This window comes from Streptomyces sp. NPDC029164 (assembly GCF_055563995.1).
The window spans coordinates 92,865-115,766 of sequence record NZ_JBVHWW010000015.1; the positions used below are offsets into that span (position 1 = coordinate 92,865).

General features: G+C 73.2%; 18 protein-coding genes. 2 read left to right on the top strand and 16 right to left on the bottom strand.

Annotated features, from left to right (window positions below; translation table 11 throughout):
• Positions 1 to 27: 27 nt before the first annotated feature.
• The 8 genes from tmk to bldG form a co-directional block, all read right to left on the bottom strand.
• A complete protein-coding gene (gene tmk / locus ACZ4VT_RS16570; protein WP_467950218.1) occupies positions 28 to 3,270 on the bottom strand; it encodes a dTMP kinase in 3,243 nt (1,080 codons plus the stop codon).
• 167 nt (positions 3,271 to 3,437) lie between these two features.
• A complete protein-coding gene (gene topA / locus ACZ4VT_RS16575) occupies positions 3,438 to 6,251 on the bottom strand; it encodes a type I DNA topoisomerase (RefSeq protein ID WP_467950220.1) in 2,814 nt (937 codons plus the stop codon).
• A gap of 299 nt (positions 6,252 to 6,550) precedes the next feature.
• Complete coding sequence (locus ACZ4VT_RS16580) at positions 6,551 to 6,748, bottom strand: hypothetical protein (protein WP_467950222.1); 198 nt, start codon at positions 6,746 to 6,748, stop codon at positions 6,551 to 6,553.
• A 114-nt stretch (positions 6,749 to 6,862) separates the two neighbouring features.
• The gene (locus ACZ4VT_RS16585; protein ID WP_467950223.1) at positions 6,863 to 8,377 is read right to left on the bottom strand and encodes a DUF7059 domain-containing protein; all 1,515 of its coding nucleotides are present in this window, start codon (positions 8,375 to 8,377) and stop codon (positions 6,863 to 6,865) included.
• A 108-nt stretch (positions 8,378 to 8,485) separates the two neighbouring features.
• Complete coding sequence (locus ACZ4VT_RS16590; protein ID WP_467950225.1) at positions 8,486 to 9,052, bottom strand: small secreted protein; 567 nt, start codon at positions 9,050 to 9,052, stop codon at positions 8,486 to 8,488.
• 163 nt (positions 9,053 to 9,215) lie between these two features.
• On the bottom strand, positions 9,216 to 11,618 hold the full coding sequence (locus tag ACZ4VT_RS16595; protein ID WP_467950227.1) for a sodium-translocating pyrophosphatase: 2,403 nt from the start codon (positions 11,616 to 11,618) through the stop codon (positions 9,216 to 9,218).
• Positions 11,619 to 11,875: 257 nt separating this feature from the next.
• Positions 11,876 to 12,316: an ATP-binding protein gene (locus tag ACZ4VT_RS16600; protein ID WP_362801141.1), complete on the bottom strand. Its 441-nt coding sequence runs from the start codon at positions 12,314 to 12,316 to the stop codon at positions 11,876 to 11,878.
• A 122-nt stretch (positions 12,317 to 12,438) separates the two neighbouring features.
• Positions 12,439 to 12,780, bottom strand: coding sequence for an anti-sigma factor antagonist BldG (gene bldG, locus ACZ4VT_RS16605; protein WP_008743037.1), 342 nt, complete (start codon positions 12,778 to 12,780; stop codon positions 12,439 to 12,441).
• Between the two features lie 81 nt (positions 12,781 to 12,861).
• Between bldG and ACZ4VT_RS16610 the strand changes: the two genes are divergently transcribed.
• Positions 12,862 to 15,375: a DEAD/DEAH box helicase gene (locus ACZ4VT_RS16610; protein ID WP_467950229.1), complete on the top strand. Its 2,514-nt coding sequence runs from the start codon at positions 12,862 to 12,864 to the stop codon at positions 15,373 to 15,375.
• Between the two features lie 27 nt (positions 15,376 to 15,402).
• On the opposite strand, the gene ACZ4VT_RS16615 is transcribed toward ACZ4VT_RS16610, so the two are convergent.
• The 7 genes from ACZ4VT_RS16615 to ssd are packed head-to-tail and all read right to left on the bottom strand — an operon-like array spanning position 15,403 to position 20,309.
• Positions 15,403 to 15,744, bottom strand: a complete 342-nt coding sequence (locus ACZ4VT_RS16615; RefSeq protein WP_467950231.1) for an Rv3654c family TadE-like protein — start codon at positions 15,742 to 15,744, stop codon at positions 15,403 to 15,405.
• The gene (locus tag ACZ4VT_RS16620) at positions 15,741 to 16,070 is read right to left on the bottom strand and encodes a TadE family type IV pilus minor pilin (protein WP_467950233.1); all 330 of its coding nucleotides are present in this window, start codon (positions 16,068 to 16,070) and stop codon (positions 15,741 to 15,743) included. Before ACZ4VT_RS16620 ends, ACZ4VT_RS16615 begins: the two co-directional genes overlap by 4 nt.
• 43 nt (positions 16,071 to 16,113) lie before the next feature.
• Positions 16,114 to 16,311, bottom strand: coding sequence for a DUF4244 domain-containing protein (locus ACZ4VT_RS16625; RefSeq protein WP_351286394.1), 198 nt, complete (start codon positions 16,309 to 16,311; stop codon positions 16,114 to 16,116).
• Positions 16,312 to 16,361: 50 nt separating this feature from the next.
• Positions 16,362 to 17,138 carry a type II secretion system F family protein gene (locus tag ACZ4VT_RS16630; protein ID WP_467950235.1) on the bottom strand — a complete coding sequence of 259 codons (777 nt, stop codon included), beginning with the start codon at positions 17,136 to 17,138 and terminating at the stop codon, positions 16,362 to 16,364.
• Positions 17,138 to 18,022 (bottom strand): type II secretion system F family protein, encoded by an 885-nt coding sequence (locus ACZ4VT_RS16635; RefSeq protein WP_467950237.1) that lies wholly within the window; start codon positions 18,020 to 18,022, stop codon positions 17,138 to 17,140. The genes ACZ4VT_RS16630 and ACZ4VT_RS16635 overlap by 1 nt, the downstream gene beginning before the upstream one ends.
• Positions 18,019 to 19,167 carry a TadA family conjugal transfer-associated ATPase gene (locus ACZ4VT_RS16640; protein ID WP_362801129.1) on the bottom strand — a complete coding sequence of 383 codons (1,149 nt, stop codon included), beginning with the start codon at positions 19,165 to 19,167 and terminating at the stop codon, positions 18,019 to 18,021. The genes ACZ4VT_RS16635 and ACZ4VT_RS16640 overlap by 4 nt, the downstream gene beginning before the upstream one ends.
• Positions 19,164 to 20,309, bottom strand: a complete 1,146-nt coding sequence (gene ssd, locus ACZ4VT_RS16645; protein WP_467950332.1) for a septum site-determining protein Ssd — start codon at positions 20,307 to 20,309, stop codon at positions 19,164 to 19,166. Before ssd ends, ACZ4VT_RS16640 begins: the two co-directional genes overlap by 4 nt.
• A 490-nt stretch (positions 20,310 to 20,799) precedes the next feature.
• Between ssd and ACZ4VT_RS16650 the strand changes: the two genes are divergently transcribed.
• Complete coding sequence (locus ACZ4VT_RS16650; protein ID WP_467950239.1) at positions 20,800 to 21,675, top strand: HAD family hydrolase; 876 nt, start codon at positions 20,800 to 20,802, stop codon at positions 21,673 to 21,675.
• Positions 21,676 to 22,073: 398 nt separating this feature from the next.
• On the opposite strand, the gene ACZ4VT_RS16655 is transcribed toward ACZ4VT_RS16650, so the two are convergent.
• On the bottom strand, positions 22,074 to 22,895 hold the full coding sequence (locus tag ACZ4VT_RS16655; protein ID WP_467950241.1) for a Fic family protein: 822 nt from the start codon (positions 22,893 to 22,895) through the stop codon (positions 22,074 to 22,076).
• Positions 22,896 to 22,902 lie beyond the last annotated feature (7 nt).

Below are 22,902 nucleotides of genomic sequence, written 5' to 3' on the forward strand. Positions count from 1 at the left end.
GCCACTGACAATCCGGTCCCGCCGAGGTCAGCGGCGGCGGCGCGGTCCTCGTTCGCCCTCGTCGTCCTCGTCGTCCCGGTGGCGGCCCAGCAGTTCGTCGGCCAGCGTCGGCAGGTCGTCCAGCGGGGTCTCCTCGGCCCAGTCCGGGCGCGGCCGCTGCGGCCGGCCGTCCTCGCCGAGCACGGGGAGCTCCCGCGTCCGGTCATTGGTCGAGTCCCGGAAGATGCCCGACGGCACCCGGTCGGCCGGGTTCTCCTCGGGGCGCCGGGCCGTCGGCCGCGAAGCGGACCGGGCCCGACCGGTACCGGCGCCGGCGCCGCTGCCGCCGCCCTGCGGGGCGGCCCCCGGGCGGACCGGCGGCAGCACGGCCGTCTCGTCGGCCGGGCGAACGGGCGGCAGCACGGCCGTCTCGTCGGCGGACGCCCGGTCCACCTTCGGCACGGGGACGGTCTGGGTGACGTCGTCCGGCTGGACCACCCGCTTGACCACAGGGGTCTCGACCGTCACCGCGTCGTCCGGGTGCGGCTCCTTCGTCATGGGCACCTTGGGAGCAGGCGCCGGAGTCGGAGCCGAAGCCGAAGCGGGAGCGGGAGCGGGAGCGGGAGCGGGAGCGGGAGCGGGCGCCGGAGCAGCGGCCGAAGCCGCAGCGGCCTCCGCCGCGGCAGCGGCGGCCGCGGCCTTCGCCGCCGCCTCGGCCGACGCGGCCTCCACCAGCCGGCGTGCCTCCTCGGCCTTCAGCAGGGCCTCCTCGGCCCTACGCTGCTTCTCCAGCCGCCGCTCCTCGGCCTCCGCCCGCAGCCGGGCCTCTTCCTCGGCCTGCCGGCGCAGTCGCTCGGCCTCCGCCGCACGGGCCTTCTCCTCGGCCTCCAGCCGCAGCCGCTCGGCCTCGGCCCTGGCCCGGGCCTCCTCCTCGGCGCGCTGCCGCTCCTCGGCGGCCTTGCGCGCCGCCTCGGCCTCCGCCTTGATCCGTGCTTCCTCGGCCTCGCGGGCCAGCCGTGCCTCTTCCTCGGCCCGGAGCCGCGCTTCCTCCGCCTTGCGGGCCGCCTCTTCCTCGGCCTTGCGCCGGGCCTCCTCCTCGGCGAGGCGCCGGGCCTCCGCCTGGGCGGCCACCTCGGCCTCGGAGAGCGGGAGCATCCGGTCCAGGCGGTGGCGTACGACGGTGGTCACCGAGTCCGGGTCCTGGGCCGCGTCGACCACCAGGTAGCGCCCGGGGTCGGACGCGGCGAGCGTCAGGAACCCGGACCGCACCCGCTGGTGGAACTCCGCCGGCTCCGACTCCAGCCGGTCCGGCGCCTCCGTGAACCGCTCCCGCGCCGCCTCCGGCGACACGTCGAGCAGGACCGTCAGGTTCGGCACGAGCCCGTCGGTCGCCCAGCGCGAGATCCGCGCGATCTCCGTCGGGGAGAGGTCGCGGCCGGCTCCCTGGTAGGCCACCGAGGAGTCGATGTAGCGGTCCGAGATGACGACCGCGCCGCGCTCCAGGGCCGGGCGCACCACGGTGTCCACGTGTTCCGCCCTGTCGGCGGCGTACAGCAGCGCCTCGGCGCGGTTCGAGAGGCCGGCGGAGGACACGTCGAGCAGGATCGAGCGGAGCCGCTTGCCCACGGGGGTCGCCCCGGGCTCGCGGGTCACGACGACCTCGTGGCCCTTGTCCCGTATCCAGGCGGCCAGCGCCTCGACCTGGGTGGACTTGCCGGCGCCGTCGCCGCCCTCCAGGGCGATGAAGAACCCGGTGTCGGACGCGGCCTGCACCGGCTCCCCGCCGCGCAGCGCCTCGCGCAGGTCGCGCCGCAGGGGTACGCCGCCGCGGTCGTCGGCCTTGGTGAGCACCACCACGGCGACCGGCAGCAGCAGGGCGCCCACCAGCATCAGGGTGAAGGCGGCGCCGCCGTGCGCGAAGACGACCTCGGCGCCGGTCAGCCGGTGCGGGCCGATCACCGCGGCCAGCGCAGGGGCGCCGACGGCGCCGAGCGCCACGGCCACCCGTACGACCGCCTGGAGGTGTTCGGTGACCCGGGCCCGGCGGAATTCCTCGGTCTCCTGGTCCAGCAGCGTGTGGCCGGCGCTGGCCGCGATACCCGCGGCGGTGCCGGCGAGCAGCGAGAGGAAGAGCACGGTCGCGGTGTCCGGGACGAGCCCGGTGAGCAGCAGCGCGAGCCCGGTCACCGCTATGGCGAGGGCGAGCAGCCGGCGCCGGGACAGGCCGGGCAGCACCTTGCCGGCCTGGGTGGCGCGGATGCCGACGGCGGTGCCGCCGACCAGCGCGAGCACGAACAGGGCGAAGGCGGCCGGCCCGCCGCCCAGGTCGAAGGCGTGCAGGACGGCCACGGCCACGGCGCAGGACACCGCTCCGGCGACCGCGGCGCAGCTCATGACCAGCAGGGGGATGGCGCCCGTACGGCCCTTGTCGGGCCGGTCGCCCGCCTTGGGGGCGCGCAGGCCCTCCAGCGGGGAACGCGGGCGCGGGGTCGCCCCGGTGGGCAGCACCAGCGGGAGCAGCAGCGAGACCGACGCGGCGAACAGGCCCGCGGCCACGTACGAACCGAGAGCGGCCTGGTTCGCGGCGAACCAGTCCACGCCGAGGCCGAGCGCCTTGCCCACCAGGGTCGCGGCGAGCAGCGCGGCCGCCGCGATCGGGAGCGCCGCGAAAGCCGTACGCAGGGTCAGCCGCCGCAGCGCGTCCAGGTGGTCCGGGAGCGGCCGTACGGTCGCCCCCTCCGGCGGCGGCGCGGGCAGCAGGGCGGGCGCCGCGCTCTCCTTGGCCAGGGTCCACAGCCGCTCGGCGGCGCCGGAGACGAAGACGGTGGCCAGCAGCGCGGTGAGCGCGTGGGCCGGGATCCAGTCGAGCCAGAGCGGGGCGACGACGAAGAGGCCGATGCGGAGTCCGTCGGCGCCGATCATCGTCCAGCGGCGGTCCAGCTTGCCGCCCGAGCCGAGGAGCCCGGCGAACGGGCCGAGGAGGACCGCGCCGAAGAGGAGGGTGGCGAGGATCCGGACCCCGAAGACGGCGGCGACGGCGAGGGCCGCGCCGCGGTATCCGCCGCCGAACGCCCCTTCCGTGGCCGCGGCCTGGAGGGCCAGCAGCACCAGCACCAGCAGGGCGAGGGCGTCTCCGATGCCGCTCACCAGCTGGGTGCTCCACAGCCGGCGCAGCCTGGGCGTGCGCAGCAGGGCGCGCACCGCACGCTCGCGGGAATCCGCGGCTAGGGCTTCGTCGTAGGTGGGGTTCGCCGGGGCGGTCACGACCGTTGGCTGCTCGGCTCGCGTCATCCGCCCAGCCTATCCGCTGCGCTTCGCGGGTGCGGAAGCCTGTGGACAAGGCCCGGTGTGACTCCGGACCCACCTTCCGGGGGCCGCGCCCCGAGCCCCCGAGCCTCAAACGCCGGCGGGGCTGAAATCGAGAGCCCCGCGCCTGGGGCACGGGGCTCTCTGTCCGACTACTCGTCCGCGGGGGCGACGGCGGCCTTCTTGGCCACCGTCTTCTTCGCGGTCGTCTTCTTGGCGGTCGTCTTCTTGGCCGCCGTCGTCTTCTTCGCGGCGGCGGTCTTCGTCGCCGTCGCCTTCTTCGCCGGGGCCTTCTTGGCGGGGGCCTTCTTCGCCGTCTTCTTGGCCGGGCCCTTCGCGCGCTTCTCCGCGAGCAGCTCGTAGCCCCGCTCCGGCGTGATCGTCTCGACGTCGTCGTCCCGCCGCAGCGTCGCGTTCGTCTCGCCGTCCGTCACGTACGGACCGAAGCGGCCGTCCTTGACGACCACCGGCTTCTCGCTCACCGGGTCCGTGCCCAGTTCCTTCAGCGGCGGCTTGGCCGCGGCGCGGCCCCGCTGCTTGGGCTGCGCGTAGATCGCGAGCGCCTCGTCGAGCGTGATCGAGAAGAGCTGGTCCTCGGTCTCCAGGGACCGCGAGTCCGTGCCCTTCTTCAGGTACGGGCCGTAGCGGCCGTTCTGGGCCGTGATCTCCACGCCCTCCGCGTCCGCGCCGACCACGCGCGGCAGCGACATCAGCTTCAGCGCCTCGTCCAGGGTCACCGTGTCGAGGGACATCGACTTGAAGAGGGAGGCCGTGCGCGGCTTGACCGCGTTCTTGCCCGTCTTCGGGGTGCCCTCGGGCAGGATCTCCGTCACGTACGGCCCGTAGCGGCCGTCCTTGGCGACGATCTCGTTACCGCTGACCGGGTCCTTGCCGAGCTCGAACTCGCCGCTCGGCTTCGCGAACAGCTCCTCCGCGTACTCGACCGTCAGCTCGTCCGGGGCCATGTCGTCGGGCACGTCGGCCCGCTGGTGGCCCTCCGCGTCCTTCTCGCCCCGCTCCACGTACGGTCCGTAGCGGCCGACCCGCAGCACGATGCCCTCGCCGACCGGGAAGGAGGAGATCTCCCGGGCGTCGATCGCGCCCAGGTCCGTGACCAGCTCCTTCAGACCGCCGAGGTGGTCCCCTTCGGCCGGCACGACCTCGGTCGCGTCCTCCGAGCCGAAGTAGAACCGCTTCAGCCACGGCACGGACTGGGCCTCGCCCCGCGCGATGCGGTCGAGGTCGTCCTCCATCTTCGCGGTGAAGTCGTAGTCGACGAGCCGGCCGAAGTGCGTCTCCAGCAGGTTGACCACGGCGAACGACAGGAAGGACGGCACGAGCGCCGTGCCCTTCTTGAAGACGTATCCGCGGTCGAGGATCGTGCCGATGATCGACGCGTACGTCGACGGGCGGCCGATCTCGCGCTCTTCGAGCTCCTTGACCAGCGAGGCCTCGGTGTAGCGGGCCGGCGGCTTGGTCGAGTGCCCGTCCGCCGTGATCTCCTCGGCGGCGAGCGCGTCGCCCTCCGCGACCTGCGGCAGCCGCTTCTCGCGGTCGTCGAGCTCGGCGTTCGGGTCGTCCGCGCCCTCGACGTACGCCTTCATGAAGCCGTGGAAGGTAATCGTCTTGCCGGAGGCGGTGAACTCGGCATCGCGCCCGTCGGCCGCCCGGCCACCGATCTTCACGGTGACGCTGTTGCCGACCGCGTCCTTCATCTGGGAGGCGACGGTCCGCTTCCAGATCAGCTCGTACAGGCGGAACTGGTCGCCTGTCAGACCCGTCTCGGCCGGCGTGCGGAAACGATCACCCGAAGGCCGGATCGCCTCGTGCGCCTCCTGCGCGTTCTTGACCTTGCCGGCGTAGACGCGCGGCTTCTCCGGCAGATAGTCGGCCCCGTAGAGCTGGGTGACCTGCGCCCGCGCCGCCGACACCGCGGTGTCGGACAGCGTGGTGGAGTCGGTACGCATGTAGGTGATGAAGCCGTTCTCGTACAGCTTCTGCGCCACCTGCATCGTCGCCTTCGCACCGAAGCCCAGCTTGCGCGAGGCCTCCTGCTGGAGCGTCGTCGTACGGAAGGGGGCGTACGGGGAACGGCGGTACGGCTTGGACTCGACCGAGCGGACGGCGAACGAGGTGTCCGCCAGCGCGGCGGCGAGCGCCCGGGCGTTCGCCTCGTCGAGGTGCAGCACCTCGCTCTTGAGCTGCCCGTTCGAGCCGAAGTCACGGCCCTGCGCCACGCGCTTGCCGTCCACCGTGTTCAGGCGGGCGACCAGCGTCGAGGGGTCGGACGCGTCACCGGCACGCCCGGTGGAGAAGGTTCCGGTCAGGTCCCAGTACTCGGCGGAGCGGAAGGCGATGCGCTCGCGCTCCCGCTCGACGACGAGGCGGGTGGCAACGGACTGGACGCGGCCCGCCGAAAGCTTCGGCATGACCTTCTTCCACAGGACCGGCGAGACCTCGTAGCCGTAGAGGCGGTCGAGGATGCGGCGGGTCTCCTGGGCGTCGACCATGCGCTGGTTGAGCTCGCGCGGGTTGGCGACGGCGTCGCGGATCGCGTCCTTGGTGATCTCGTGGAAGACCATCCGGTGGACGGGGACCTTGGGCTTCAGGACTTCCTGCAGGTGCCACGCGATGGCTTCGCCCTCGCGGTCCTCATCGGTGGCGAGGAAGAGTTCGTCGGACTCGGCCAGCAGCTCCTTGAGCTTCCTGACCTGGGCCTTCTTGTCGGCGTTGACGACGTAGATCGGCGCGAAGTCGTGCTCGACGTCCACACCGAGACGGCGCACCTCACCGGTGTACTTGTCGGGAACCTCGGCCGCGCCGCTGGGGAGGTCGCGGATGTGCCCGACGCTCGCCTCGACGACGTATCCGGGGCCGAGGTAGCCCTTGATCGTCTTCGCCTTGGCTGGGGACTCGACGATGACGAGTCGGCGGCCGCCCTTTGCGGTCTCGCTAGTCGGGGACAACTTGGCTCTTCTCTCCGGTCGGCACTCGGTCGCGGTACGGCGACGCTGCGGAGTGTGACGGTACAACCCGCCCCCGTGTCAAACGGCAGAAGCCCGCAACGGCCACTCGAACGGTAACCCGACAAGTGGCGTTTCTGCCGCCCGGATGCCGCGCCGGAGCGTTCCCGATCACCGGGCCGGGTGGCCGCGGGGCCGTCTGGCCCCGGTCCCGCACCCCGTCCCACGTCGGCTTTCCCGGCCGGATCGGGGCCGGACCGGGCTCTCGTACGGACCCCCGTACGGACTCTCGCACTCCGGTGTCAGAGCCGGGCGATGCACCACGCCCCGAGGGCCAGCGAGCCCCCGCCGGCGAGCAGGATCAGCGGAACCGCCACGACGGGGCGCACGCCCTCGGCCACCGGCTCGCGGTGCAGGGCGCGCGCCCCCGTCCAGACCAGCAGAGCGGCCCCGAACAGCAGGAACACGGCCGTCGCGAAGATCGCCGGACCGTTCTCCACGCCGCTCCCCCTACCCCCGGGCCACCCTCGGGATTCCCCCCGGAACCCCGCTGCGCAGGAGCCTGGCAGCCCCCGGGGAACAGCGGGCGAACCTGGGGTTACATCCCGGCGCCGCTACTGTGCGGGGCCCCGCCCGGGCTCCAGGAAACCCTGCTCGACCAGCATCCGGATCGACTCGGGCGTCCGGTCCCGCAGCACCACCGGATCCTCCTGCACCAGCTGCGCGATCGCGTCCAGGATCCGGCCCGCGGTCAGTGAGCCGTCACACACTCCGGCGAAGCCCGCACCGACCGTGTCGACCTTGGTGGCGCGCCGCATCCCGCGGTTCTGCCGGAGCACGACGTGCTCGGGGTCCTCCGCGCCGGGCGCGCCGACCTGCTCCTGCACCACTTCCTCGGCCAGCACGAAATAGGCCTCCAGCAGGGCCGCGTCATCGTGTTCCCGCAGGTAGTCCTGGCGGGCGAAGTGGGCGAGCACGGCCTCGCCGAGCGGCTGCTCCACCGTGTGCGGCCACTCCTCGACCACGATCGAGGGCTCGGCGGCGTCCGACCGGCGCAAGGTGATCCAGCCGAAGCCGACGGACTTCGTCTTGCGCGCCTCGAACTCGTCCAGCCAGTCCTCGTACCGCCTCGCGTACTCCTCGGGGTCGGTGCGGTGGTCGCCCGCGTCGCGCAGCCACAGCTCCGCGTACTGCGTCACGTCCTGCACGTCACGCTGCACGACCCAGGCGTCGCAGCCGCGCGGTACCCAGGAGCGCAGCCGGTCGCGCCAGTCCTCGCCCTCGACGTGCTGCCAGTTGCCGAGGAACTGCGCGTACCCGCCCGGGTTGAGCCGTGCTCCGGCCTCCTGGACCAGGGTCCGGCACAGGTCGTCGCCGCCCATTCCGCCGTCCCGGTACGTCAGCCGGGCGCCCGGGGAGATCACGAACGGCGGGTTCGACACGATCAGGTCGTACGTCGCCTCGCCGACCGGTTCGAAGAGGGACCCGGTGAGCAGCTCCGCCTCCGGGGCGCCCGACAGGGCCAGCGTCAGACGGGTGAAGTCCAGGGCGCGCGGGTTGACGTCGGTGGCGGTGACCCGGGTGGCATGCCGGGAGGCGTGCAGCGCCTGGATGCCGGATCCGGTGCCGACGTCGAGGGCCGAGCCGACGGGGGTGCGGACGGTGATCCCGGCCAGCGTCGTGGAGGCACCGCCGACGCCGAGGACCACGCCCTCCTCGCGGCTGCCGATCCCGCCGGCCCCGCCGACGGCGCAGCCGAGGTCGGACACGATGAACCAGTCCTCGCCGTCCGGGCCGCCGTACGGGCGCACGTCGACGGTCGCGTGCACCTCGTCACCCTCTACCCGGAGCCAGCCGTCGGCCAGGGCCTCGTCGACGGGCAGTGCGGCGGCGGCGTGCACGTACGGCTCGGGCTGCTGGAGCAGGAACAGCCGGACCAGGCTCGCGAGCGGGCCGTCGCCGGCGGCACGGGTGGCGCGCAGGGCGGGGACCGTCTCACTGCGGGCCAGAGCGGCGTAGGCGGGGGCGCCGAGCAGGTCGAGCAGCCCGTCGGCGGTGAAACCGGCGGCCAGCAGGGCACTGCGGAGTTCGGCGGCATGGTCGGACGTGGGAAGGCTGGTGGTACTCACGCGTCCATTGTGTCCGCTGAGGCCCGTCCTGCCGATCAGCCGGGGCCCGTACGTACGAAAGGGCGGCCGCGGCCCCCTCCGGGACCCCGGCCGCCCTGATCGGACGCCCTACTTCGCCGTGGGCGACGGCGCCGCGACCTGACAGCCCTTCTGGGCGTTGATCGCCTTGTCCAGGCCGCCCGCGTTGAGCGTGGCGAGGGCGTCCTGGCCGCCCTTCGTCGCCTCCTGGAGGCCGCCGGCGACCTCCTTCAGGCCGTCGGCGAACTTCGTCTGCTCCTTGGGGTCAAGAGCGTCCATCTTCGCCTTCAGGTCGGCGTACCCCTTGGACGTCGCCTCGAAGCCCTTGGCGGCCGCCTCCTGGGTCGCCGCGCCGTCCTTGACCGGCGGAACTCCCGCCGACTGCAGGGCGGCCCCCATGGTCTTGTACGACTCCGACATGGTCGCGAAAGCCGCGGAATCGGTCTGCTGGACCTCCTCGGGCTTGCTGCTCTCCGTCGCCACGCGCTTGATCTCGGCGTTGGCGGTCTCGATCTTCTTGAGTTCGGGCTGCCACTTGTCGCAGACCTTCTTGGCCCAGGCGCTGGCCTTCTCGTCGGTCTCGTCCCCGCCGCAGCCGGACAGGACGAGCATCAGCACCGCACCGCCCGACAATGCGGCCGCAAGCTTCTTGTTCACCGGATTGGTCCCTTCGAAGGCTCTCGGCCCGGAAGATACACGTCTGCCATCCGGGTACGCACAAAGGCGGACAGACGGCGCGTCAGTCCGCGCTGCCTGTCCGCCCTTCGGGCGTACGGCCGGCCCTGCCCGGCCCTGCCCGTCCTGCTGCCGGGACCTCGGGTCAGGAGACCGTCGCGGGGTCGGCCGGCTGGGCCACCCGCTCGGCGGCTCCGCCCTCGGTCTCGTCGCCGACCGCGATGCCGCGGCGCTTGGAGACGTACACCGCGCCGATGATGACGGCGATCGCGAGGACCGCGACGATCGCCCGCACGGTCGGGTTGGTGTCCGGGCCGTAGCTGAACTGCACGACGGCGGGTGCGATCAGCAGCGCCACCAGGTTCATCACCTTGAGCAGCGGGTTGATCGCGGGACCGGCGGTGTCCTTGAACGGGTCTCCGACCGTGTCGCCGATGACGACCGCGGCGTGGGCCTCGCTGCCCTTGCCGCCGTGGTGGCCGTCCTCGACGAGCTTCTTCGCGTTGTCCCACGCGCCGCCGGAGTTGGCGAGGAAGACCGCCATCAGCGTGCCCGTGCCGATGGCGCCGGCGAGGAAGGAGCCGAGCGCCCCCACGCCGAGGGAGAAGCCCACGGCGATTGGGGTGAGGACGGCGAGCAGGCCGGGCGTGGCGAGCTCGCGCAGCGCGTCCTTGGTGCAGATGTCGACGACGCGCCCGTACTCGGGCTTCTCGGTGTAGTCCATGATCCCCGGGTGCTCGCGGAACTGGCGGCGCACCTCGTAGACCACGGCGCCCGCGGAGCGGGAGACCGCGTTGATGGCGAGGCCGGAGAACAGGAACACGACCGCCGCGCCCAGGATCAGCCCGACCAGGTTGTTGGGCTGCGCGATGTCCAGGCTGAGGTTCATCTCCCCGGCCTTGGCTCCGACTTCCCTGACCGCGGTGGCGATCGCGTCGTTGTACGAGCCGAAGAGCGCGGCCGCGGCGAGCACGGCCGTGGCGATGGCGATGCCCTTGGTGATGGCCTTGGTGGTGTTGCCCACGGCGTCCAGGTCGGTCAGGACCTGCGCACCGGCGCCCTCGACGTCGCCGGACATCTCGGCGATGCCCTGGGCGTTGTCGGAGACGGGCCCGAAGGTGTCCATGGCGACGATGACACCGACGGTGGTGAGCAGGCCGGTGCCGGCCAGGGCCACCGCGAACAGCGCGAGCATGATCGACGTACCGCCGAGCAGGAACGCGCCGTAGACGCCGAGACCGATGAGCAGCGCCGTGTAGACGGCGGACTCCAGGCCGACGGAGATGCCGGCGAGGACGACGGTGGCCGCGCCGGTCAGGGAGGACTTGCCGATGTCCCGGACGGGACGGCGGTTGGTCTCGGTGAAGTAGCCGGTGAGCTGCTGGATCAGCGCCGCGAGCACGATGCCGATGGCGACGGCGACGACGGCCAGGACGCGCGGGTCACCGGAGTGGTTGGTGATCGCCGGGTTCTCGACGCCGACGAGCTCCTTGTAGGTGGCCGGCAGGTACGCGTAGACGGCGATCGAGACCAGCACCAGGGAGATCACCGCGGAGATGAAGAAGCCGCGGTTGATGGCGGTCATGCCGCTGCGGTCGGAGCGCCGCGGGGAGACCGCGAAGATGCCGATCATGGCGGTGATAACGCCGATCGCGGGGACGATCAGCGGGAAGGCGAGACCCAGGTCGCCGAAGGCCGCCTTGCCGAGGATGAGCGCGGCCACCAGGGTGACGGCGTACGACTCGAAGAGGTCGGCCGCCATTCCCGCGCAGTCTCCGACGTTGTCGCCCACGTTGTCGGCGATGGTCGCGGCATTGCGCGGGTCGTCCTCCGGAATGCCCTGCTCGACCTTGCCGACCAGGTCGGCGCCGACGTCGGCGGCCTTGGTGAAGATGCCGCCGCCCACGCGCATGAACATCGCGATCAGGGCGGCGCCGAGCCCGAAGCCCTCAAGGACCTTGGGGGCGTCGGCGGCGTAGACCAGTACGACGCAGGAGGCGCCGAACAGGCCGAGGCCGACGGTGAACATGCCGACCACGCCACCCGTGCGGAAGGCGATCTTCATCGCCTTGTGGGAGACCTCCGTCAGGTCCTTGGCGGGCTCTCCCTCGGCGGGGGTCGCCTCCCGTGCGGCGGCGGCGACGCGAACGTTGGCGCGGACCGCGAGACGCATCCCGATGTAGCCGGTGGCCGCCGAGAAGATGGCGCCCACGAGGAAGAAGGCGGAACGTCCCGCCCGCTGCGTCCAGTCGTCTGCGGGGAGCAGGAAGAGCAGGAAGAAGACCACGACGGCGAAGACGCCGAGGGTGCGCAGCTGCCGGCCGAGGTAGGCGTTGGCGCCCTCCTGGACGGCCGCGGCGATCTCCTTCATGCTCTCGGTTCCCTCGTCGGCCGCGAGGACCTGGCGGACCAGGATCTGCGCGACGACGAGTGCGGCGAGTGCCACGGCCGCAATGACGATCACGATGAGCCGATTGTCATCGGTGAGTACTGCGGATGCCAGATCTGTGGTGCGATCCGGCGCGATAGGGGTGAAGAGCCCCGTCATTCGTCCTCCTTGACGTGATGAGCTCAAGATGTGGACGGATTGTAGGGAGCGCGCCCGGATCAAAACAGTGCGCAGGAAACGCAATTGGCGTGCTCTTGCTCCTCAGCAATGGATCGCGTCACTCCATTACCCTCGAAAGTGGTAATGGGGCAAAGGCATTGACGTCCGGTCATTGATCTAGGGAAATGGAAAAGGCCCTGCTCAGCAGGGCCTTGATAAAGATCGGAAGATATGACGGGCTGTACGCCCGGTGGATCTTACGGAAGGTCGGAGGACCCGGAGACGGGCCAGCTCATCCGGATCGTCCCGCCCGATTCCCCACTGGTCACCTCGACGTCGTCGACGAGCCCGCTGATCACGGCGAGACCCATCTCGTCCTCCGTCTCGGCGTCGGGGTCAAGGGCAGCGTCGAGTCCGGACACGGCCTCGCCGGCGCCGCCGCCCGGCCCCGGCACCTCGTCGCCGACCTCGATGGAGAACGTCTTGTCCTCCTCGGTCAGGACCACCCGGACGGGCGCGGTCAGCCCGTAGCTGCGATGGAGTCCGACGGCACGCGAGCAGGCCTCACCCACGGCGAGGCGGACCTCGTCGAGGACGGCTTCCTCCACACCGGCCCGGCGCGCCACGGCCGCCGCGACGAGGCGGGCCGTCCGGACGTGTTCGGGCTGGGCGCTGAAGCGCAGTTCAACGGTGGCCATGCGCGTCCCCCTCGGACTACGGGCGTGCCTTGACAGGGGCCCCGGCCATCCATGGCCCGGTACCCCCGCTCTCCTTGCCGGCTCCCGGCCGCCCGAAGGCTGCCGGGAGCCGCCTGGAGACGTCAGTCGGTGGCGTTGACGGCGTCTTCCACCGTGGTGTGGATCGGGAACACCTTGGTCAGACCGGTGATGCGGAAGATCTTCAGGATGCGCTCCTGGTTGCACACCAGGCGTAGCGAACCCTCGTGCGCACGGACGCGCTTGAGACCTCCCACGAGCACACCAAGTCCGGTGGAGTCGAGGAAGTCCACTCGCTCCATGTCGACAACCAGGTGGTAGCTGCCGTCGTTCACCAACTCGACCAACTGCTCGCGCAGCTTGGGCGCGGTATACACATCAATCTCGCCACCGACCTCCACGACCGTACGGTCGCCGACAGTGCGAGTCGACAGGGACAGGTCCACGGATCCTCCAGCACCTTGCTATCGAGCGGCGCCCCCTAGGGGCCTCCCCACCCGAAGGTAGGCGAGGGATTGGCTGCCGCGATGGCATTCAATCACTTACCGGCAGGCGCGCACGACGCCTTCGGACCATTGTCCCGCACGCCGGTGACACACTCGGTTCCAATGGCCAATACTCACGGTCCCGGACGGCCCAAGCCACCCGTGGACCCAAGACCCACTCCCGGCACGGTCCTGGACCGCCTGTCACGGGGGCCTTCCCGAGCTGCGCGCATCACCCATACGGAGCACTTGCCCCCTCGAGCGGGCCGTCATGCAGTCTGGCCCGATCGCATCCGAACGGATGTCGTGGCCGCGATCCAGGCCGCCGGCATCGACCATCCGTGGGAGCACCAGGCCGCGGCGGCCGAGCAGGCCCTGGACGGCGAGTCCGTGGTCGTCGCCACCGGCACCGCCTCGGGCAAGTCCCTGGCCTACCTCGCGCCCGTGCTCTCCGCCCTCGCGGACGGCGCCGAGGCCCCGAACGGCAGGGGCGCCACGGCCCTGTACCTGGCCCCCACCAAGGCCCTGGCGGCCGACCAGCGGCGCGCCGTACGGGAACTGGCCGCCCCGCTGGGCAACGCCGTCCGCGCCGCGGTCTACGACGGCGACACGCCCGTCGAGGAACGCGAATGGGTGCGCCAGTACGCGAACTACGTCCTGACCAACCCCGACATGCTGCACCGCGGGATCCTCCCGGCCCACCCGCGCTGGTCCTCCTTCCTGCGCGCCCTGCGCTACGTCGTGATCGACGAGTGCCACACCTACCGCGGGGTATTCGGCTCCCACGTGGCACAGGTCCTGCGCCGGCTGCGGCGGCTGTGCGCCCGCTACGGCTCCGAACCGGTCTTCCTGCTGGCCTCCGCCACGGCCAGCGACCCCGCGGCCGCCGCGTCCCGGCTGACCGGCGTACGGGTGATCGAGATCACCGACGACGCCTCTCCGCGCGGCGAGGTGGTCTTCGCCCTGTGGGAGCCGCCGCTGCTCACCGAGCTGCGCGGCGAGAAGGGCGCGCCCGTGCGCCGTACGGCCACCGCAGAGACCGCCGACCTGCTGACGGACCTGGTGGTCCAGGGGGTCCGCACGGTCGCCTTCGTCCGCTCCCGGCGCGGCGCGGAGCTGATCTCGGTGATCGCCCAGGAGCGGCTCGCCGCGGTGGACCGCTCCCTGGCCCGGCGGGTCGCGGCCTACCGGGGCGGGTACCTGCCCGAGGAGCGCCGGGCCCTGGAGCGGGCCCTGCACTCCGGCGAGCTGCTGGGACTGGCCGCCACGACAGCCCTGGAGCTGGGCGTGGACGTCTCCGGCCTGGACGCCGTACTGATCACCGGGTACCCCGGCACGAGGGCCTCCCTGTGGCAGCAGGCCGGCCGCGCGGGGCGGGCCGGCCAGGGCGCCCTGGCCGTGCTGATCGCCCGCGACGACCCACTGGACACCTACCTCGTGCACCATCCCGAGGCGCTGTTCCGCCAACCGGTGGAAGCCACCGTCCTGGACCCCGACAACCCGTACGTCCTCGCCCCCCACCTGTGCGCGGCGGCGGCCGAGCTGCCGCTGACGGACGCCGACCTGGACCTCTTCGGCCCGGCGACCGAAGAACTCCTCCCCCAGCTGGAAGCGGCGAAGCTGCTGCGCCGTCGGGCGACCGCCTGGCACTGGACCCGCCGGGAACGGGCCTCGGACCTGACCGACATCCGGGGCGGCGGCGGCCGCCCGGTGCAGATCGTCGAGGCCGCCACCGGCCGGCTGCTGGGCACGGTCGACGAGTCCGCCGCCCATACCGCCGTCCACGACGGGGCCGTCCACCTCCACCAGGGCCGCACGTATCTCGTGAAACACCTGGACCTGGAGGATTCGGCGGCCCTCGTGGAGGAGGCCGATCCGCCCTTCTCCACCACCGCCCGCGACACCACCTCCATCTCCATCCTGGAGACCGAGACCGAGATCCCGTGGGGCTCGGCCCGGCTCTGCTTCGGCTCCGTCGAGGTCACCAACCAGGTCGTCTCCTACCTGCGCCGCAAACTGATCACCGGCGAGGTCCTGGGCGAGGCCAAACTGGACCTGCCGCCCCGCACCCTGCGCACCCGGGCCGTGTGGTGGACGGTGACCGAGGACCAGCTCGACGAGGCCCGGATCAATCCGGAGATCCTCGGCGGAGCCCTGCACGCCGCCGAGCACGCCTCCATCGGCATGCTTCCGCTGTTCGCCACCTGCGACCGCTGGGACATCGGCGGCGTCTCCGTGCCGCTGCATCCCGACACCCTCCTCCCCACGGTCTTCGTCTACGACGGCCACCCCGGCGGCGCCGGCTTCGCGGAGCGCGCCTTCCACACCGCCGCCGCCTGGCTTACGGCGACCCGTGACGCGATCGCCGCCTGCGAGTGCGAGGCCGGCTGCCCTTCCTGCATCCAGTCGCCCAAATGCGGCAACGGCAACGACCCCCTCCACAAACGCGGTGCCATCCGCCTCCTCACCCGGCTCCTCGCCGAATCCCCGCCCACTCCGCCCACTCCGCCCACCGGCCCTGACCCGGGCCCTGATCGGGGCCCTGACACCTCCTGAGGTCCGGCCCGGGCCCCTGGCCCGGCCTCAGTCCGGCGACGCCCGAGGAGGGCCCGCACGGGCCGCGACGGCGGGGGCGAAGGGGCCCGCCGTCACCCGGGCCGTCACCTCGGCGACCTCGCCGTGGACACGGCACCCGGCGAGCGCCGCCCCCTGCGCCCGGGACACCCGCAGCGCCGTGGCACAGGCGGTCTCCGGTCCGTGCGCCCAGGTGGCCGCCGCCGCGAGCGCCGCGAGGTCGGCGGCCGAAGCCGCCCGGTGCCGGGCCACCACGGCCTGGCCGAGCAACAGCACCCCGCCGAACACCGCGCCCAGCACCGTGGCCACCAGAGCCGCCCAGACCGTGGCCGAGCCCCGGTCCCGGCTCACGGCGGCGGCCCCACGCTGTCCTCCGCCAATGCCACCGCCTGCGCCCCGAGCCGTACGGGCAACCCGCCCGGCCCCGGCGCCGGCGCCGCCACCCGGACCCGCCACAGGTCGCCCTCGCGCTCCAGCTCCACCCGCGCCCCCGCCGGGGCGGCCTCCCGGGCCGCCGCCACGGCCACCTCGGCCGGCTCCGAGCGGGACGCCGCCCGGGCGCCGGCCCGTGCCGCGTCCACACACCGGATCTGCGCGGCCGCCGCCATCAGAGCCCACACCAGCAGCGCCGCGAACAGCACCAGCGCCGGGATCACCAGGGCGGCCTCGGCCGTCACATATCCCCGGTCACCCCTTTTCCGGCGCCCCGGCGACTTCCCCTCAGAACGGCACATCGAGCGCCTTCCCGATGGTCGACTGAAGGGCCGTCGCGACCACTTCGCTCGTCACCACCTTGTAGAGAACGGCCGCGAATGCGCAGGCCGCGATCGTGCCCATGGCGTATTCCGAGGTGGACATCCCCGCGTCGCCCCCGCGGCCGCTCAGTGCCGTCCGCAGCCGAAACCAGATGATCCTCATGGCAAACCTCCTGTGGATTTCCGTTGTTGATGCGTGTGGTCAATGCGACGTCAGGTGTTCGAGAGAAGTCCCGATGCCATTCCGATCACCACCGGCGCCACCCCGATCGCGAGGAAAGCGGGGAGGAAACACAGCCCCACCGGCGCGGTGACGAGTACCGCCGCCCGCTGCGCCCTGGCTCCCGCACTGCGGGCCCGGTCCTCCCGGAGGCCCGACGCGAGCCGCGAGACCGGTTCCGCCGCGGGCGCCCCCGTCCGGGCGGACCGTTCCAGGCATTCCGCGAGCGCCCGGGCGCCCGGTATCTCCGCCAGCCTCCCCCACCCGGCGCCCGGTTCGCCGCCGAGCCGCAGCTCCGCCCCGGCCCGCGCCAGCCGCTCGCCCACCGGCCCGCCCAGCGACTCCCCGACCACCTCGGCGGCCTCCACCGGTCCCGCCCCGGCCGCCAGACACGCGGCCAACAGATCCGCGGCGAAAGGCAGCTGACGCTCCACCTCCCCCGGATCCACCTCGGCCGGCGGCCGCGCCCTGGCCCGCCACCGCCACACACCGAGCGCGGCCAGCCCGCCGACCACCGCACCCACCGGCCCGCCGACGAGCACCCAGCCCGCCAACAGCGCCCCGGCCGGCGGGGCCCACGCCGCCAGCACACCCCGCGCGGCGGAAGCGAACACCGGCCCGCGAGGACCCTGTTCCACCCCGAGCAGCACCGCGATCCTGCGCCGGGCCGCCCGCTCCCGGACCCGCCCGACCGCCGACCCCACCACCCAGAGGCCCGCCACCGCGAGGCACAGCGCGATCCCCAGCCTGTGGACGAGGACGCCGTCCATCACCGCTCCCCCGCCCGTACGATCCGCCGGCACCACAGCAGCCCCAGCGCCTCCAGCAGCCCGCCCGCCAGCAGGCACCCCCAGCCCATCGGGGTGTGCAGCAGCACCCGCAGCGGATCCGCCCCCAGTCCGGTGCCGATCAGCAGGCCCACCAGCGGCAGCAGGGCCAGCACCAGCACCGTCGAGCGCGCCCCCGCCAACTGGGCGCGCAGCGACTCCTGTCGGTCCCGCTCCGCCCGCAGGGCGCCCTCCAGCCGGTCCAGCCCGGCGGCCAGCCCCGCACCGCCGTCCACCGACACCCGCCAGCAGGCGGCCATCCCGGCCAGCCCCTGCGCGCCGGGCTCCTTCGCCGCCTGGCGCAGCGCTCCCGGCACGTCCCCGCCGAACGCCGCGGCGGCCAGCACCCCCGCCTCCGCCGCACGCGGCCCGCCCGGAACCGCGACGGTGCGCCGCATCGCCGCCGTCAGCGCCTGCCCGGGCTGGGCACCCGCCCGCAGCTCGCCCACCACCGCCCCGCACAGGGCCACCACCTCGGCGGCCCGCGCCGCCCGGGCCCGCTCCCGCGCCCGTACCCGCAGCCACCGCCGCAGCAGCGGCAGCGCGGCCGCGCCCGCCAGCAACGGGATCACCGACCCGCCGAGCACCGCGACCAGGAGACCGGCCCCGAGGCAGGCCCACTCCCGCCACCGCGCCGCCCGCACCCGTACGGCGATCAGCAGCCGCTCCCAGTGCAGCGGCCCGCCCGGAACCGCCGGAGCGCCCGCGGCCAGTACCAACCGGACCCGCCGGCCCACGCGGTCGCCCCCGGAGAACCCCCAGGCGGCCGCCCCGGCACAGAGCACCCCGGCGAACACCGGCACCGGCAGCCCCGCCGCGGCGCTCACCGGACACCTCGCAGCAGCGGACGCAGCCGGTCCCAGCCCCGCTCCCGCACGAATCCGCGGGCGGCCCAGCGCAGCGCCGGTACGGTGACCACCAGTCCGGCGGCGTCCCGCTCCAGCACGTGCACCTCGGCCAGCCGGCGGCGCCCCTCCCGGTCCCGGACCAGGTGGAGCACCAGGGTCAGCGCGGCGGCCAACTGGCTGTGCAGGGCGGCCCGGTCGAGCCCGGCGGCCGTCCCGAGCGCCTCCAGTCGGGCCGGGACATGGGCGGCGGCATTCGCGTGGACCGTGCCGCAGCCCCCTTCGTGGCCTGTGTTCAGTGCGGCGAGCAGATCCGCCACCTCGGCGCCCCGCACCTCGCCGACCACCAGCCGGTCGGGCCGCATCCGCAGCGCCTGCCGGACCAGATCCGCCAGCGTGACCAGACCCGCCCCCTCCTGATTGGCCGGCCGGGTCTCCAGCCGCACCACGTGCGGATGGTCGGGGCGCAGCTCGGCCGAATCCTCGGCCAGCACGATCCGCTCACCGGGCCCGACCAGTCCCAGCAGCGCGCTGAGCAGGGTGGTCTTGCCGGTGCCCGTGCCCCCGGAGACCAGGAACGACAGCCGGGCCTCGACCATGTCCCGGAGCATCCGGTGTCCGCCGGGTGGCAGTGTGCCCGCCACGACGAGCTCCTCCAGCGTGAACGCCCGGGGCCGCACCACCCGCAGCGAGAGGCAGGCCGAGCCGACCGCCACCGGCGGCAGCACGGCGTGCAGCCGGGTGCCGTCCGGCATCCGGGCGTCCACCCAGGGCCGGGCGTCGTCGAGGCGCCGCCCCGCCACGGCGGCCAGCCGCTGGGCGAGCCTGCGCACGGCCTCCGGGTCGGCGAAGGTCACCCCGGTCAGTTCCAGCCCGCCACCACGGTCCACCCACACCCGGTCGGGGGCCGCCACCAGCACATCGGTGACTTCCGGGTCGGCCAGCAGCGCCTCCAGCGGACCCGCGCCGACCAGCTCGGACCGTAACTCGGCGGCGACACCCAGCACTTCGGCATCCCCGAGCAGCCGGCCCTGGGCCCGCAGAGCTGCCGCCACCCGCGCCGGGGTCGGCTCCGCCCCGCTCTCGGCGAGCCGCCGGCGCACCGCGTCCAGCAGTACCGCGCTCATGCCGGCACCCCCTGAGCCGGACCGAGCGCCCGCTGCCAGAAGCCGTCGCAGAAGCGGGCCAACGCGCCCCGACCCTGCGCCCCCGGCGGTTCCCCCTCGGCCACCCGCCCCGGCAGCCCCACCTCGACCGGCACCTCACCGGCCAGCGGCGCCCCCAGCAGCCCTGCCACCGCCTCTGGATCCAGACCGCCCGGGCAGCGGCCCCGTACGACGACGCGCACGTCCCGGGCCACCATCCGCACTCCGGCCGCCACCCGGCCCGCGGCGGCCACCGACCGCAGTTCGCCCGGTACCACCATCAGCACCAGATCGAGCTGGGCCAGCACCTCGGCCACGGCCTCGTCCACCCGCCGCGGGAGGTCGACCACCACGACCCCGCCCCGGCGGCGCGCGGCGGCCACCACCGACCGCATCGCGGCGGGCGGCACCACCACCCGGTCCCCTCGGTCCCAGCTGAGCACCCGCAGGGCGTGCAGCTCGGGCAGGGACTCCTCCAGGGCTCCGGCGCCGACCCGCCCCCGCGAGGCCGCGAAGTCCGGCCAGCGCAGCCCTTCGGCGCTCTCGCCGCCGAGCAGCACGTCCATGCCCCCGCCCAGCGGATCACCATCGATGAGGATGGTCCGCTCCCCGGCGCGGGCGGCCCTGACCGCGAGCGCGCAGGCGAGGGTGGAGGCTCCGGCGCCGCCGGCACCTCCGATCACCCCGACGGCGAGGGCGGGCCGTCCGGCCCCCTCCACGACGTCGGCGATGCGGTCGACGAGCAGGCTCTCGGCGTCGGGAAGGCGCAGCACCTCCTCGGCGCCGATCTCCACCGCGCGTTGCCACACGAGGGGGTCGTCCAGGTCCCGGCCGACGAGGAACACACCGGTCCTGCGCGGCGCCCCTCGCACCCGCCTCGCGGCGTCGTCCCCGACGAGCACGAGCGGGGCGGAATCCCAGCCGACGCCGCCGGTGGTCCCGTCACTTGTGCGGTCCGCACCGCTCGTGCCGCCCTGCTCGGGCACCGCGTGGTGCACGTGCGGCTCGGCGCCCGCGGCGGCGCACAGCCTCAGCAGGTCGTCGAGGAGCACGGGGTCCTCGGTGATGATCAGCGGCCGGCCGCCACCGGGCGCGGCCACGGCCCCCGCTCCGGCCCCCGCCACCACGGACTCCGGCGTTTCACACGACTTCGATCGAGCCACGATCTCCGCCCCCTTCTCACTGCAAATCCAGCACCGCGGACTTCGCGGCTGGAATCACCGTGCAGCGATCGGGAAAAAGAAGTGGATCTTGCTCGATAACTGTGGACAACCCACCGATTGTGAATAACCCGGTCACCCTCCCAGGTGAGTTCCGGAGCGCGGCGGAACCACTACGCACCGTCACGAGTCTGAGGGGGTGAGGGCCTTCGCCGCGTCGGCCCGGCAGAAGAGGAGGGCCGCAGAGATGGTCACTTGGGCCCGAAGGCGGGGACGCGAACCGCGTCCGGACATGCGACGACCCCCGCCGGGGGGGAGAGCGGGGGTCGTCCCCACGGTCCGACTCGGGGGGGGAGGAGCCAGACCGGGTTAGCACGGTCGCGAACGATCCGTGACTTCCATGGTGTACCCGAGAGCCCTCTCAGGCAAACCCACGCGCCACACCTTACGCCGAATGGTGGGCGCATATGCTCGGGGCGTGGAAAATCAGCCCTTGCCGCACTCCTCGCCTCGCACCGCAGCCTTCTTCGACCTGGACAAGACGGTCATTGCGAAGTCGAGCACCCTGACGTTCAGCAAGTCCTTCTACCAAGGCGGCCTGATCAACCGGCGAGCCGTGTTGCGCACGGCGTACACGCAGTTCATCTTCCTGGCCGGCGGCGCCGACCACGACCAGATGGAACGGATGCGGGAGTACCTGTCCGGCCTCTGCAAGGGGTGGAACGTGCAGCAGGTACGGGAGATCGTCGCGGAGACCCTGCACGACCTCATCGACCCGATCATCTACGACGAGGCCGCCTCGCTCATCGAGGCCCACCACACCGCGGGCCGCGACGTGGTGATCGTGTCGACCTCCGGCGCGGAAGTCGTCGAGCCCATCGGGGAGATGCTCGGCGCGGACCGGGTCGTCGCCACGCGCATGGTCGTGGGCGAGGACGGCTGCTTCACCGGCGAGATCGAGTACTACGCCTACGGGCCCACCAAGGCGGAGGCCGTGCGCGAGCTCGCGGAGTCCGAGGGGTACGACCTCGCCCGCTGCTACGCCTACAGCGACTCGGCCACCGACATCCCGATGCTGGAGGCCGTGGGGCACCCGCACGCGGTCAATCCCGACCGGGCGCTGCGGCGGGAAGCCGTGGCCCGGGAATGGCCGGTCCTGGTGTTCAACCGGCCGGTGCGACTCAAGCAGCGGCTGCCCGGGCTGTCCATGCCCGCGCGCCCGGCCCTGGTCGCGGCGGCCGCCGTGGGCGCGGCCGCCGCCACGGCGGGGCTGGTCTGGTACGCGAGCCGGCGCCGGGCCCATGCGCTCGCCGCCGGCACGTCTGCCTGAATGTTCCGATCTGCTCCGATTCGGGCTGTCCGGTTCACCCGAAGTCGTCCCGGATAGTAAAAAGTGGAGCCAGGGGTTTCGCATGGCTCCCAAGCGGAGTACAAATAAAGCAACGGCCCGCGAGACCAAAGAACATCCGAGAGGATCATCTTTAAAACGCAGTAAGGCCCACGGACCGAAGCATGAACGCCGAGCACCCACGCGACGTCGACCCGTCGATTACGGGCCAGCCGCACCAGGTGACGGGCAAAGTCCCCGACCTGATGGGCAACTATCGAGGACGCTTGGTAACTGGGCGTGAATGCCAGCGGCGACACCAAAGCAAGACGGTGTCGCCGCAACCCATGCCCGGGGCCGATCCGGCTCCCGGAGCCCGGCCCCCCGCCTCCCGCCCCGCGTCAGGCCGCGCCGCGCTGCAGGGCTTCGCAGACCGCCGTCGACTCGCGCACCCCGAGCTCGATCGCCCGCCCGCAGTGGGCGATCCACGCGGACATCCCCGCCGCGGTTCCGGAGACGTAGCCCTCGAATGCGGCCAGGTACGCCTCGCGCCCCTGCTCCGCGTGACCCACCTCCGCCGGACAGATCGCCTTCGGGTCCAGACCGCTGTTGATCAGGACGATGCGCTCGGCCGCCCGCGCGACCAGCCCGTTGTACGAGGCGAACGGGCGCAGGGCCAGCAGCTCGCCGTGCACCACCGCCGCTGTGACCAGGGCCGGGGCGGAGCCACCCGCGATGATCAGGCGGGACAGCCCGTCCAGCCGGCCCGCGACCTCCTCGGCGCTCGGCAGCGGAAGATCCACCAGGGGCTCCACCACCTGCTCGCCCGCCAGGCGGGGGCGGCCGACCACGTCCCCCTCGGCCGTCGACCCCGACGCCACCAGGTGCAGCCGCGCGAGGACCCGTAGCGGCGACTGGCGCCAGATGCTCAGCAGCTGCCCGGCCTCCGCGGTGAGCCGCAGGGCCGCGCCCACGGTCAGCGCCTCCGGCTCCGATCCGAAGTCGGTGCGGCGGCGCACCTCTTCCAGCGCCCAGTCCGCACCGGAGAGCGCCGCGCTCCCGCGGGCCCCGCGCAGGGCGGCTTCCGAGGTGATCTCACCGCTGCGGCGACGCATCACCCGGTGCCCGTACACCCGGTCCACGGCCTTGCGTACGGAATCCACGGACTCGGCGACACCCGGCAGCCCGCCCAGGGCGACCAACGGGTCAGAAGCGTTACTCATAAGTAGG